Here is a 13,575-nt window from a genome sequence, read left to right on the forward strand (position 1 = left end):
GAGAACTTCGTCCATCGCGGCATCGCCACCACGTTGGTCGAACTGCAAGATCAAATCCTGCCGCCGCTCGACCGGGAAATGACCACGCCGCTGCGCCAGGCGCTGGCCGCCCGTGGGGTGACGCTGCTGTTGAACGAAGCGGCGGAAAGCTTCGCGGCCACCGACGGCGGGATCGCGGTTCGATTGAAGTCGGGGCGCGAGCTGGCGGCGCAGCTTGTCGTCTTGGGCATCGGCGTCCGCCCCGAGAACCAGTTGGCCGTGGCGGCCGGGCTCAAGGTGGGACCGCGCGGCGGTATTCGTGTGAACGAGTATTTGCAGACCAGCGATTCCAACATCTACGCCGCCGGCGACGCGATTGAAACGCGCGACATCATCTCGGGCAACGCCACGCAAGTGCCGCTGGCCGGGCCGGCCAATCGCCAGGGGCGGATCGCGGCCGACAACATCTTGGGCCGTTCGGTCAAGTTTCGCGGCGTGCAAGGGACCGCCATCGTCGGCGTGTTCGACAAGACGGCGGCCATGACCGGCGCGACCGAAAAGGTTCTCCGCCGCGACAACCGGCCGTTCCGCAAGATTTACATCCACCCGGCGCACCATGCCGGTTACTATCCCGGCGCCGAGCCGATGGCGCTCAAGCTGCTGTTCGCGCCCGACTCGGGCCAGATTCTCGGCGCGCAAGCCGTCGGCGGCGCGGGGGTCGACAAACGCATCGACGTGCTGGCCGTGGCCATTCAGGCAGGCCTGACGGTCTACGACCTGGAAGAGACCGAACTCTGCTACGCACCGCAATACGGCTCGGCCAAGGATCCGATCAACATGGCCGGCTTTGTGGCGGCGGGCTTGCTGCGCGGCGATCATCCGCAAACCGAGGTCGAGGCGGTGCTGGCCCAGCCGGCGGCCGAGCGGCCGCTGTTGCTCGACGTGCGAACCGTGCCAGAGTTCTCGCAAGGGCACTTACCCGGGGCGATCAATCTGCCGGTCGACGAGTTGCGCGGGCGGTTGAACGAATTGCCGCGCGACAAGCCGATTGCCGTTTATTGCCAAGTCGGCCAGCGTGGCTACCTGGCCACGCGCATTTTGCGACAGAACAACTTCGACGCATCGAACATCGCCGGCGGGTACAAGACGTACCAACTGTTCGCCGATTACTTGAAGTAACGCGGCAACACCTCGCGCGGTAGGTTACTTGGATTGCGGCCGAAGGGACGTTCGCTCGAGCGGGCGGTCGTCGTGGTTCTGTGGGGGCTGGGGCTGCACCGGCTGCTGGGGCGCGTCGGGGATTTTCAGGAATCCCTGGGCGGGTTGCCCGGGCGGGCAGATTTCGCCCACCTTGTTTGTGACACTACCCAGCGGGCAAACGTCCCCCATTTCTGAAACGTCGCGGCGTTGGCAGCCGACGAACGACGCGATGCCCAGCCAGGACATCGCCGCCAACAACACACGGCCTACTCGGGCGCGCACGCGCGCCAGTTGTCCCACCGGGCAATCCTTGGTCAGCACGCGGCCGTCGGCGCGGCGGTAGACGCGCCCACAGACCCGACCTTCGGACTGGGTCAGTAGCTCGACAGCTTCATCGCTCGACAACTGGGAGAAGTCGTACACCTTCAGGTCGCATTGCGCGCAGTGACGCACTCGCTCGTCGCCGGTCATCGCTTCCCAGCGAGCGGTGCAACGGCTAGCCACGCGGACTTGGTACAACACGTCGAGTTCGGTCTTCATCGCTGGTTCCTGGCGGTTGATGAGTCATGTCTGGCCAGAACCTTGGACGAACGCTAGCGACAAGAAGTTCCTGGGTGTCGCATTCACGGGCCAAAAGCCGCCTTGGGTAGCCCCGGTTGCTCGTCAACCGGGGCGGGCGCAGCCCGCAAGAGGCATTGGATAGGGATGCCGGAAAGCTTGGGCCATCATTTCCGTTGACGGCCGCTCCCGTGCCTCTTGTCGCTGCGCGACACCGATTGACGAGCAATCGGTGCTACCCGATCGGCGACGTACCAGCTCGCGCCCCCTCATCCCTAGCCTCTAGTCCCTAACCCCGCTTCTTGCCCAGCCCGGTTTGTCAACCAGTGGGCCGTGGCCGCGCCGGTCGCTTACAATGGCCGACGCCGATTCGACGCGCACTGAATCCGACGCGCACCGGGGACGAGAACTCGCCATGTCACGAAAGTTGGGGCCGCTGCTGGTGCCGCTGTTGCTGGGTCTGACCGTGGGGCTGGCGGCGGTGGCGATCTTGCGCCTGGGGGGCGCGGCAATGGCCCGCGTGCAAGTCGCGGCATCGGACCTGTTGTTCCTGCGCGCGGGAGGACCGCGGCTCGGGGCGCGGCACCCGACGGGCGAGATCGTGCTGGTCCAGTTCGACCCGCGCTCGGCCAGCGAGATGAAGAGCGCGCCGAGCTATGAGCAGGATCTGGCCATTTACCGAGCGCTGCTCGCGGCCGGGGCCGCGGTCGTGGCTGACACGCGGATGATCGCCGATGCGTCCGGGGCCGAGGCGTCAACCGCGCGGCCACTACTTGACGCCATGCTCGCGATCAACGGCGAGGGGCGACTGCTGCGCGATATTTGGCTGGCGGGGAATTGGCCGGCCGAAATGCTCGCGCGGTATCGGCCGCTGGTCGCTCACAACATCATCAACATGCACGCCAATGCCGACAGCTTCTTCGACACGCGCGTCTACCCGCTGGTCGTCGCCGAGGCTACGGGCACGTACGAGACGCTGCCGCTGCTTTTGGCGCGGCGGGCCGCCAAGCTGCCACCCGCCGAGCCGCAAGAGACGCTGGCCGAGATGAAACGCTCGGGGGTCATTGCCGCCTGGCGGGCCAGCTTGCCTGGCAATGTCCATTTACCAGCGGCCATGTTTGTCGACGCCGCTGATGCGCCGAGCGATTACCAATTGGGCGAGCTCCGCCTCCCCTGGTATCCGTTCCGCGCCACGACGCCGACCGTGCCGCCGGCGGGCTATTGGATCAGTTACGCCAGCGTGCCCGAGCGCTACCAGCGCATCTCGTACGTCGACGCCACGCGGCCCGAGTCGTTGGCCAAGGTGAAAGGCAAGATCGTGCTGATCGGCTTCGCGGCCGCGACGGATCCAACCTCCGAGACGTACACCGTGCCAACCTCGCATGATCGCGCGCCGGGGGTCGAGGTGGCGGCCGCGGCGCTCGAAACCTTGCTGGCACCGCGGCTCACACGGGCGCTGCCGCGCTGGCTGCTGCTGGGGACGGTCGTGCTGTTGCCGATCGTGGCGGCCTTGGCGGGTGGGCTATTGCGGCCGTTGCCGGCCTCGGGGGCCGTGGCCAGCTTGTTGCTCCTGTTCCTGTTCGTCTCGGTCGTGGCCTATCAGTCGGGTTGGCTGGTCGATGTGATTGTCGCGCCGGTGGCGGCGCTGGCGGCGGCCACACTGAGCGGCGCCGAGCGTTACTGGCGCGAAGTGCGGGCTAAGTCGCGGATCGTCGACCTGTTCGGCCGCTACGTCCCCAAGGCGGTCGTCAACCAGTTGATCCAACAGCGCCAGGCCGACGCGCTGGCCCTGGGGGGTGAGAACCGGGACGTCACCGTGCTGTTCGCCGACATTCGCGGGTTCACGTCCTACGCCGAGCGGATCGCGCCGGAGGAAGTCCTGAGGCAGCTCAATTCATTGTTGAAAATCATGGTCGATTGCACCTTCGCCCACGAAGGGACGGTCGACAAGTTTATTGGCGATTGCGTGCTGGTGTTGTTCAACGCGCCGCTCGACCAGCCCGATCATGTGCTGCGCGCGGCGCGCACGGCCTGGGCCATGCAGCAAGGGCTGGCGAATCACGCCAGCGGGCTGGCCGTGGGGATCGGCGTTCATCGGGGCATCGCGGTCGTCGGCCGCGTGGGGACGCCCGAGCGGATGGAGTACACCGCCATCGGCAGCACGGTGAACGTGGCGTCGCGACTGTGCGGCGTGGCGCCGAGCGGCAAGATCATTGTCTCGGACGACGTGGCGCGGGAACTGGGAGAGCACTTCCTGCTCGAACCGCAACCACCTGTCCACGTGAAAGGGGTCGAAGCAGCGCTGGCGACGAGCATTATTTCCGGCCCGCTTAAGGCAGGAATGATGAAGGGGATATGACCACGACGACACGACGGGCACGACGTCGGAAAGACAGACGTAGAAGTTTTGAACCGCAAAGACGCAAAGGGCGCAAAGAAGGACAGACAGGAATTGAATCGCAGAGGGCGCAGAGAGACGCGGAGCATGGATTTCAAGACGGTTTTCCCCTGTCAGCGTCCTTCTGCGATTAACCGAATTTGGATTTGCTTTTCGTTGACACGTTGGCAGCGCACAATAACGTCAGGCCCAGGCCTGACCTACAAATAATGAGGAATCAAATCATGTCCGCGCCGATCACTCGTCGAGTTGCTTTGCAGACTGCCGCTGGGGCCGCGGCGCTGGCGGTGGGGGCTGGCCGCGCGCCGGTTGCTGCCGCCGAGCCGGACACTTCGGCCGACTTTACCATTCACAACCGGCGGATTCGCCAGTCGGTGATGGGCTGGTGCTTCAAGCCCATGCCGATCGACGAGTTGGCCCGGCATTGCCGCGCGATTGGCCTGGAAGCCATCGAAGGGATCGGCGCCGAGCATTACCCAATGGTGCGCGAACTGGGACTGAAGATTTCACTGGTCGGCAGTCACGGCTTTGCCCGTGGTCCGTTCAACCCGGCCAATCACGAGTTCTGCCGCACCAAGCTGCGCGAGTCGATCGATCTGGCCGTCGCCAACCAGTGCCAGAACGTGATCACCTTCACCGGCATGCGCGAGCCGGGCATCTCGGAGGAGCAAGGAGCGGCAAACTGCGTCGCGCTGTGGAAAGAAGCTATCGGGTACGCCGAGGACAAGGGGGTGAATCTGTGCCTGGAACATCTCAACTCGCGCGATAACACGCACCCGATGAAGGGACATCCCGGCTACTTTGGCGACAACGTCGACTTTTGCGTCGAGTTGATCCGGCGCGTCGATTCGCCGCGAATGAAGCTGCTGTTCGACATCTATCATGTCCAGATCATGAACGGCGACGTGATTCGCCGCCTGCGCCAGTACCAGGACGTGATCGCCCACTATCACACGGCGGGCAACCCGGGCCGAGGCGAGCTCGACAACAAGCAGGAGATCAATTACCCGGCCGTGATGCAGGCGATCGTCGACACCGGCTACCGGGGTTACGTGGCCCAGGAGTTCATCCCGACTTGGGATGACAAGGTCGCGGCGCTGCGCCATGCGGCGCAAGTGTGCGACGTGTGAGGTGCAATTGCTCACGCAACCCAAATCCACCCGCCTGCAGTGGCACCCTGGTGATCGTCCTCTGGGATTGAAGCATTGTTTTCATGACGAGAGTTCTCGACTTCGTTGCTCCCCGCATTGCCTGGCGGCTGTGGCCGAGGATGATCGGCATTGCCTTGTTGGGGGCGGTGATTGCCGGGGCGTACGGGATCGTTCACGACCAGATCACCTATGCGATCGGGCCCGAGTATTACACGCGGCTGAAGTTCAACCAGTTCAAGATTCGCCCCGACGCCCTGCCCGTCTGGATTCACGTGGCCCAGGTCGGCTTTCTGGCCACCTGGTGGGTCGGTTTCTTCTCGGCCTGGTTCCTGGCCCGGATGGCCGTGCCGACCTGGCCGGGGAAGAGAGCCCTGGTCGAGTGCCTGAAAGGTTTCGCCGTGATCTTCGCCGCGGCATTGGCGGCCGGCGTGATCGGTTACCTTTATGGAGTCTTCACGCGCGACTTCTCGGCGTGGAACGAGGAGTGTCATCTGCTGCGCGTGAAGGACGTGCCGGCCTTCGTCCGCGTGGCATACATCCACAACGCCGGCTACCTGGGGGGCCTGGTGGGGCTAATCGCGGCACTACTGCTGATGCGCCGCGCCAAGCGGCGCACGCTCAATGAGCACAAAACCAGCTCATGAAAAAACCCAGGGGGTGGAACCCCTGGGCTTGGGTGATTGTCTCGGCGTGATCCAATCGTGTTACCAACTGGCGGCTTTGGTGGCGGTCTTGATGCGGCAGAGGAACATGTCGGCGCAGATGTAGAGCACCGTGCCGTCCTCGCCCCAGCCACAATTCGCCGTCCGCTCGTCGGTGTCGATCGAGCCCAGCAAGGTTCCGTCCGGCGCGAACACATGCACGCCCCCCGGCCCGGTGGCGAAGACATTCCCCTCGCGGTCCACCTTCAAGCCGTCGGGCAGCCCCTTCTTGCCCGCCTTGACCCAGGCGGTGGCGTCGTACAGCAGCTTGCCCGGCTCGAGCGTCCCGTCGCTTTTCACGGCAAACTTCTTCCACAAGGCCGCGGCCGGGTCCGATTGCGCGACATACAGGGTCTTCTCATCGGGCGAGAAGCCAATGCCGTTGGGGCGCGTCATCTCGGTGGTCAACAACGTCAGCTTGCCATCGGTCCCCAAGCGGTAGACGCCGCAGAAATCAAGTTCACGCGGAGGCATTTGGTCCATGAGCTTCCGCGGCAACCCATACGGCGGATCGGTGAAATACAAATCGCCGCTCGAATGATAGACCGCGTCGTTGGGGCTATTCAGCCGCTTCCCTTCATAGCGGTCGATCAGAGTCTCGAAGTTGCCGTCGGGCAAGCGCCGCGCCACGCGCCGGTCGCCGTGCTGACACAGGATCAACTGTTGGTTCCGGTCGAACAGCAAGCCGTTGCTCCCCGGTTCTTCGCCGGTGAACGGTTCGAGCCCGGTGTACCCGCTGGGCTTGAAGAAGACGCTGACGCCGTCCTCTTCCTTCCAGCGCATGACGCTGTTGCGCGGGATGTCGCTGAACAGCAGATAGCCGCCGTCGCGCACCCAGACCGGGCCTTCGGACCAATCGAAGCCAGCGGCCAGCTTTTCGAGCTTGGCCCCCGGCGGAATCAACTTGTCGAACCGCGGGTCGTGCCGATCGATCACACCAAAGCGGGGGCCCGGCTCGGAATGCTCGGCTGCCTGAGTCATGGTCGCGACACTCCCCGCGAGGAACGAAACCAACACCAGCCAAGCCGCCGGACGCGCGAGCCGACGCGCGGTTTGCTCGGTCTCCTGGTGTGAATACCCCGTGGTCGAAACTGTCCGCAACATGCTGTGCGCTCCGTGGATGGTTGTGCGATGGGGGCCAGTGGACGCCCCCTTGGCCCCTATCTTGTGCGTCCCACGCGGCAAAAGCAACGCAGGTCCAAGCCCAGGGGTCACACCCCCTGGGTTCATCCCAGCGTCGCCGGTTTGCCCCCGGGCCGGCTGTAGCGGTCGCTCCAAGTTTCCCGCCCGGCGCGACGCTGGTTTCCGCCCGTTTTGCATGCGAATCGTGGCAAAACGATCTCTTGCTTGGGTATGATGGATCGATTCGCCTGCCGGCTGAGCGTAGGACACGTTCGACCGTGCCGCCGACCCGCACCAGTTCACGCGCCGCAGGAATTGCGCGCGGAAAGACCCTCATGAATCGGCTGATGCTCATCCTGTTGGCGGCGCTGTTGGCCGCGCCATTGGGCTGCGGTTCCCAGGCGGCGGCCCCCACGTCCCAGGCCAAAGCGGTCGACATCGAGACCCAGCCGCTGCTGAGCGTGGTCGAAAGCGCGGCCCGGCAAAATTCCATCTTTCAAAGCTACACTTCCGGCGCGACGTCGTTGTTGATCCGCAACGCCTACCGCGACGTGCTGCCGGCGACCGAGAAGCCCGTCTCGCGCTGGGTCGGTGTCGACGTCGAGTTGCAAAGCTGGGAGCCCTCGACCTCGCCACTCGAACTGCAACAGATCGAGCTATGCGACGCCGACGGACTGCGCCCGTTGTCGGCGCCGATGACCATTCAACGTCTGACCGACCTGGGCGAGCCCGCCAGCGATGACGACCCGATCTTCGCCGGCCAGAATCGGTTCCGCTGCCTGCTGATGTATCGGGTGCCTGAGTTACCCGCGGCAGTGATCTTGCGCACGCAAGGGTCTCCGCTCAACGAGACCGGCTTGCGACTCCAGTCATCGACGGTCGCCTTGCCCAAGCCGGACATCGTGCCCGTCAGTTGGTTCACGCGGCCGACGTCCGATCCGCGCTATCAAAGCTGTGTCGCCCTGGTCGAGTGTCACCACTGGTCGCGGGTGGCGAAGCCGGGGCGCTTGAAGCTGCGATGCTTGAGAAACGAAGCCGGCGTGATCGCCGAGGCCGACGCGTTTCTGGAAGCGAACGCGCAAGGGGAGCCGAGCAGCCCCCTGGTGGCCGAGCAACCATTTTACGTCAGCAAGCGCTGGTTCTTGGTTGACTTCTGGTATCCCACCGGCGCGATCGTGGTCGACTTGATTGGGGCCGATCAATCGCGCGCGCCGATGCCCAAGGCCATGACGTTGGAACTGGCGCCGGGCACGCTCGAGGAGCTCGACGCGACCCCCCGGTTCGAACTGGCCCGGCACCGCCGCGATCCGTAACGGGCCGGCAGCCTCCGTTCGGTAGAAGGCCCCACACTCATGGCGCAACCGCTTCCCCCTCAACCCAGCAGGCTCGTCGCCGGCCGCAAGGTCCGGATGATGGTCCTGGGCAATGGCGCGCACGAGGCCGTCCGCGCCGCGGCCGACGATATCCGCCGCAGCATCGAGCAGCACGCCGAGATCGTGCTGTGGGATCTGGGCAGCCAGGCCGACCTGGGGCACGTGGACGCCGATCTGGCCGTGGTCCTCGGTGGCGATGGCTCGATCTTGCACGCGGCGCGGCAGATGGGCTACCGACAAACGCCCGTGGTGGGAGTCAATCTCGGCCGGCTGGGGTTTCTGGCCGATTTGCAGCCCGCCGAGTTTTGCCGGTTGCTCCCCGAGATTTGCGCTGGCCAGTTTCGCGTGGTCGAGCACCTGATGTTCACGTGCGAGCACTCGCGCGACGGCCAGGTGATAGCACGCGACCTGGGGCTGAACGAGGCGGCTGTGCTATCGGGGCCGCCGTTCGCGATGCTCAGCCTGCATCTCTACGTTGACGCGGAATTGGTCACTACTTATAGTTCCGACGGTTTGATTGTCAGCACTCCGGTCGGCTCGACGGCGCACAGCTTGTCGGCCGGCGGACCGATCTTGCGCAAGGATTTGCAAGCCTTCGTCGTGCTGCCCATCAGCCCGCACACGCTCACGAACCGACCGGTGGTCGAATCGGCCGATCGAGTCTATGAGTTGACCCTGGCGGTGCCCAGCGACAAGGCCTGTGTGGTCGTCGATGGGCGCGAGTTCGGACACTTGCAGGTCGGCGACCGGCTGCGGATTGCCCGGGCCGAGCCGCGGTTCAAGCTGGTCGAGCCGCCGGGGCACAACTACTACCGGACGTTGCGCGAAAAACTTGGGTGGGGGGGCAGCCTGCGGCGCGGCGATCGCTAACGCGACACGCGACCGAAGCCCTGCGACACCCCACACGTCGAACATTCACGCGAATCGAAAGGATGCGATTCTCATGCGGCACGCTGCACGTTCCTGGTTTCAGCCGCGCTCTGTTGGTTTGATCTGCGTTGCGCTGGCCGCAGTGCTGGTCAGCCTGGCCAACATCGGCGCCGAGGCGCAACAGTCGAACCGTTCGAAGCGCGGCCCGGTCGTCACCAAGCCGGCCCTGCCGAAGGTTCCCGCCGACGTGCCGTCGGCCGAGTCGAAATCGAACGAGCCGGCGAAGCTCTCCGAGACCAAGGCCGAGGCGAACGCCAAGCCGATTGAAGCGGCGAAACCCGCTGAAGAAGCGAAGCCCGCCAAGGAAGCCCCGCCCGCTGACGCGAAGCCAGACGAGAAGTACACCCTGCGCTACAAGTTCAAGCCGGGCTCGACGCTGCGCTGGAACATCGAGCACCGCTCGCAAATCCGCACCACGGTTTCGGGCACGACGCAGACCGCCGAGACGACCAGCGAGTCGGTCAAACTGTGGCGGGTGAAGGAAGTCGGCCCCTCGGGGAGCGCCGTGTTCGTCCACAGCGTCGAGAGCATCGACATGCGGCAGAAGCTGTCGGGGCGCCAAGAGGTTCACTACAACAGCCAGACCGACAAGGAAGTCCCCCCCGGCTTCCAGGACGCGGCTAAGAGCGTCGGCGTGCCGTTGACCACGTTCACCGTCGACGCCACCGGCAAGGTGGTCGACCGGGTTGACCATGCGCAGCGCAACTCGGGGCAGACTTCGTACCCCAGCATTCCGCTGCCGGCTGAACCGGTGGCCATCGGCGAGACCTGGGAACACACGTACGAAGTGACCGCCACGAACAAGGAACAGGCGGTCAAGAAAATCCAGATGCGCCAGCGGATGAAGCTGGAATCGGTGGCCAACGGCGTGGCGGTGATTACGATCGACACGCACATTCTGTCGCCGGTCCGGCACGACCCGACGATTGAAGCCCAATTGATCCAAAGCGAGTCGACCGGCACTGTCCGGTTCGACATCGAGGCGGGCCAGGTTTTGAGCCAGCAGGCCGATCTCGACAAGCATGTGGTCGGGTTCCAGGGGCCGACCAGCAGCCTGCATTGCGTGACCCGCTTCACCGAACGGCTGAGCGTCGATCAGGCGTCGACCGCCGCCCGCCCCGCCGGCCCCGCGGCGCCCAAGAAGCGCCCAGCGCGGTAAAACGAGCGTGGAATTTGGCAGGTGCGACCAGCCATCAGTCCAGCCTCGCGAGCGCAGCGAAGCTGGTGAGGGTAAACGCGTTCACTGCCGATTGATATCGCGCCCAGTGAATTGCCCTGAGCGCGATCGTATTTGGCCTGCGACGCCTTTACCCTCCCCCGGCCCCTCCCTGAAAGGGAGGGGTGTTCATTGCTAGCGATTGATGACCGCAACGCGGCTCAGCGCCGTTTTGGTTGCGCACTCTACGGCTTGATGTCCGGCAAGTCATCAAGCTGCATGGGCGCGGTCGCTGACCGGGTGAGTCGTTTCCGCGCTTGGCGGTCGCCGCGGCTCATCAGCCACAGCCCCAGCACCGCCACCGCCAGCACGACCCCCACAACCACCGTCATGGCGCGGCCAAAGTTGTTCGAGAACTTCACCGGCTCCAGCAACACCGGCGCGCGACCCACCAGGGCCGGAGCAAATTGCCAACTCGTCTGACCCCCGGGCAGCAAGACTGGATACTTCCAGGTCTTGAAGAAGAAGCCCGCCACGCGGATGTCGATATCCAACCGCTCGCCCGTCCACATTTGGTCCGGCAATTCACGCACGCACCAGGTGACGGGATTCTTGAGCGAGTCGATCGTGAACATCTCGAGCTGATAGTAATGGTCGTAGCCCAGCACCTTGACCACGTCGGGGTTATCGATCGTCAGCTTGGTGCAACGCCGGCAAGTGCCTGACAGGGCCATCAGCTTGCCGAACTGCTCGTCGGGGCGATTGAACAGCGGCTCGACCGGATAGCGGGGGTGCAAGGGGTCTTCATCGTGCGTCAGGCGCAGCAGCTCGCCATTGCTGGCCCGGCCCACCGCGGCCAGCAGTTCGTAAAAGCACGGCCCGTCGCTCGGCTCGAAGCGGACGCGATTCTGCAACCCCTCGAACAGCCCCACGTCCATGCCAAGCTGGCCCAGTTCGGTGTCGGGAAACCAGGCCAGCCGCTGGGCGATGAAGATCGGGTGCAGCGGCCGCGGCGCCGCGTCGGCCAGCTTCAAAAAGAACCCCGCCGCCGAGCTGCGCACGTCGAGCGGCTCGTCGAGCTGCCACTGGTGCGGAATGGTCAAGGCATAAACCGTCGCCGGCTGATTCTCGTCGACCGTGACTTCACACTGATAATACTGTTGCAAGTCGAACCGCTCGGCCAGGTCCGGGGGGAGCTTGATCCGCGTGGCGCGATTCACCTTGAGTTTCAGCGCGATCACCTCGCCGCGCTCCTGATAGGCGTCTTCGGTCCAGCGGCTCCAAGGGATCTCTTTCAGTTGCCAGCGCAGCAGTTCGCCATAGCTGAACCGCCGCACGGCAATCAGCACGCGCAGCAGCGACTCGTTCTCGGCCGCCTGAATCGGTTGACCGTCGTTGAAGAAGCCCAGCCGCGAGCCGTCCACGCCGTACATCGCGATCAGGTCGCGGGCGCTTTTCAACTCGGGTATGGCCGCGCCGCCGACGCCGGTTTGCACCGTGGGGCCCGCCGCGGCGGCAGGGGCTGCAACTGCGGGAGGGGTGCTGGCTGCCGGCGCGCTGGCCGGGGGCGCAGTGGCCGGCGGCTCGTCGGCGCGCAAGGTCGAGCACGACGCGCACAGCAAACCTAAGGCAACCCAGCCCAGCATCCGCGTCGTCGCCACACAACTCACGATGGATGTTGCTCCGCGTCGGGACCGGGCTTGGGCTGGTCGATATTCTTCAGCGCCTCGAGCACCGTGGGATCGACCTCCAAGTCGTGCAACTTTTGAAACTCGTGATGCCCGCGACCCGTGGCCGTGGGAAAAGCGCTGTACGGGTTCTTGGGCGCTTTGCCTTGCCGCATCGCCCAAAAGCCGATCAGCACGGCAATCGGCAATCCAATCACCACCACCGCCGTGGTGATCAGCTTGCGATGCGCGGCTTCGTTGACTTTGGCGTCGTTCGCAGCCACGGGGTTGGCTTTCGGCAGCCAGCGCAACGGCCCCGCCACCATCAACGGCGCGGTTCGCCAAGTGCGGTCCTTCTCGGCCATGTAGGCCAGGCGCTTGACCAGAATGGCCTCCGCCTCGAACGACTCTTCGACTTGCTTGCCGAGCGGAATCGAGTCGGGCACGTTCAGCGCGTACAGGCAAATCAAATCGTGCGTCGGACGATCGCTGGGCGTAAACCACAGCTCATAGTACGCCGTCAGCCCGTTCTCGTTGGCCGCCGCTTCGGTGCGGCCGACAATGCGCACCGTGCCGCGCACCGTCACCACCCGGCCACGATAGATGTTCAGCTCGTTGTACAACTGGATCCAAGTCGTGGGGCCGATCGACAGTTTCTTGAGCGCCGTGGCGTCGTAGGTGGCCAGCCGGCTGAGCAGCTGGTAGATCACGCGCTTCTCGGGCGCGCGCAGCTTGGCGTCGTCTTCGACCTCGCGGTAGGCCTCGGCCTTCATGCCCGGCAGCCAGCCCGGGGCATCTTCACCCGAGGTGGCAACCACCGCGGGTTTCCCCTGGACGACGGGTACATCGACCGCGCCGGGCTCGCCAGCCGCTGGTTGCGCCTGCAACTCGGCGGCGGGGGCCGCGGGAGGATTCACTGGTGGGGGATTTGCTGCCGGAGGATTCGCCACCGCGGCGGGGGACGCTGCCGGAGCGATGGCCGCCGCGACTGCCGCTTCATTGTCAGTTGGTCCTTTTGGCGGGGGCGACTGCTCGGGCTCGGCGGGTTCAGCAGCGGCCAGAACCTCAATTCGCGGCTCCCCCTCGAACTCGGCGGCCCGTTCGGGGGCCAAGCGCGTATCAACCTTGCGGCGGTCGATCTGGGGCTGTCCCATTTCGGCGAACCAGTTCCAGTGGCGCGGATCGGCCACGTGCTCGATCAGGATCACGCTCATACCCAACAGCATCACCAGCCCAAGCAGCCGGTATTGCGTACCGCGCGCCTGGTAATTGGGCATTCGTTGTCGCGGCCGGTAGTCGATCGCCATGGAGTCGGTTCGCAGCGTCCTTGGATATGAGAG

11 protein-coding genes are annotated in these 13,575 nt (G+C 64.9%); 7 read left to right on the plus strand and 4 right to left on the minus strand.

Features of this window, described 5'->3' with window-relative positions:
* The coding region (locus JSS27_12420) for an FAD-dependent oxidoreductase (protein MBS0209746.1) at positions 1 to 1,158 on the plus strand (1,158 nt) is incomplete at its 5' end.
* A 24-nt stretch (positions 1,159 to 1,182) separates the two neighbouring features.
* Here JSS27_12420 and JSS27_12425 read toward each other — a convergent pair.
* Positions 1,183 to 1,719 carry a hypothetical protein gene (locus JSS27_12425; protein ID MBS0209747.1) on the minus strand — a complete coding sequence of 179 codons (537 nt, stop codon included), beginning with the start codon at positions 1,717 to 1,719 and terminating at the stop codon, positions 1,183 to 1,185.
* Between the two features lie 433 nt (positions 1,720 to 2,152).
* Between JSS27_12425 and JSS27_12430 the strand changes: the two genes are divergently transcribed.
* The 3 genes from JSS27_12430 (at position 2,153) to JSS27_12440 (ending at position 5,930) form a co-directional block, all read left to right on the plus strand.
* A complete protein-coding gene (locus JSS27_12430) occupies positions 2,153 to 4,096 on the plus strand; it encodes an adenylate/guanylate cyclase domain-containing protein (protein ID MBS0209748.1) in 1,944 nt (647 codons plus the stop codon).
* A gap of 416 nt (positions 4,097 to 4,512) precedes the next feature.
* Positions 4,513 to 5,265 (plus strand): TIM barrel protein, encoded by a 753-nt coding sequence (locus tag JSS27_12435; protein ID MBS0209749.1) that lies wholly within the window; start codon positions 4,513 to 4,515, stop codon positions 5,263 to 5,265.
* 83 nt (positions 5,266 to 5,348) lie between these two features.
* Positions 5,349 to 5,930: a hypothetical protein gene (locus tag JSS27_12440; GenBank protein MBS0209750.1), complete on the plus strand. Its 582-nt coding sequence runs from the start codon at positions 5,349 to 5,351 to the stop codon at positions 5,928 to 5,930.
* A 60-nt stretch (positions 5,931 to 5,990) separates the two neighbouring features.
* Here JSS27_12440 and JSS27_12445 read toward each other — a convergent pair whose 3' ends face one another.
* Complete coding sequence (locus JSS27_12445; GenBank protein ID MBS0209751.1) at positions 5,991 to 6,968, minus strand: SMP-30/gluconolactonase/LRE family protein; 978 nt, start codon at positions 6,966 to 6,968, stop codon at positions 5,991 to 5,993.
* A 476-nt stretch (positions 6,969 to 7,444) separates the two neighbouring features.
* On the opposite strand from JSS27_12445, the gene JSS27_12450 reads away from it, so the two are divergent.
* The 3 genes from JSS27_12450 to JSS27_12460 all read left to right on the plus strand — a co-directional run bounded on the left by JSS27_12450 (position 7,445) and on the right by JSS27_12460 (position 10,571).
* Entirely contained in the window at positions 7,445 to 8,422 is a 978-nt protein-coding gene (locus JSS27_12450) for a hypothetical protein (protein ID MBS0209752.1), read from the plus strand.
* Between the two features lie 99 nt (positions 8,423 to 8,521).
* Positions 8,522 to 9,352, plus strand: a complete 831-nt coding sequence (locus JSS27_12455) for an NAD(+)/NADH kinase (GenBank protein ID MBS0209753.1) — start codon at positions 8,522 to 8,524, stop codon at positions 9,350 to 9,352.
* Between the two features lie 73 nt (positions 9,353 to 9,425).
* Positions 9,426 to 10,571, plus strand: a complete 1,146-nt coding sequence (locus JSS27_12460) for a hypothetical protein (protein MBS0209754.1) — start codon at positions 9,426 to 9,428, stop codon at positions 10,569 to 10,571.
* Between the two features lie 242 nt (positions 10,572 to 10,813).
* On the opposite strand, the gene JSS27_12465 is transcribed toward JSS27_12460, so the two are convergent.
* Together JSS27_12465 and JSS27_12470 are read right to left on the minus strand one after the other, a co-directional pair.
* Positions 10,814 to 12,238, minus strand: a complete 1,425-nt coding sequence (locus JSS27_12465) for a hypothetical protein (GenBank protein MBS0209755.1) — start codon at positions 12,236 to 12,238, stop codon at positions 10,814 to 10,816.
* Entirely contained in the window at positions 12,235 to 13,542 is a 1,308-nt protein-coding gene (locus tag JSS27_12470) for a hypothetical protein (GenBank protein ID MBS0209756.1), read from the minus strand. The genes JSS27_12465 and JSS27_12470 overlap by 4 nt, the downstream gene beginning before the upstream one ends.
* Positions 13,543 to 13,575 lie beyond the last annotated feature (33 nt).

It is taken from the genome of Planctomycetota bacterium, from assembly GCA_018242585.1.
GTDB lineage: Bacteria > Planctomycetota > Planctomycetia > Pirellulales > PNKZ01 > JAFEBQ01.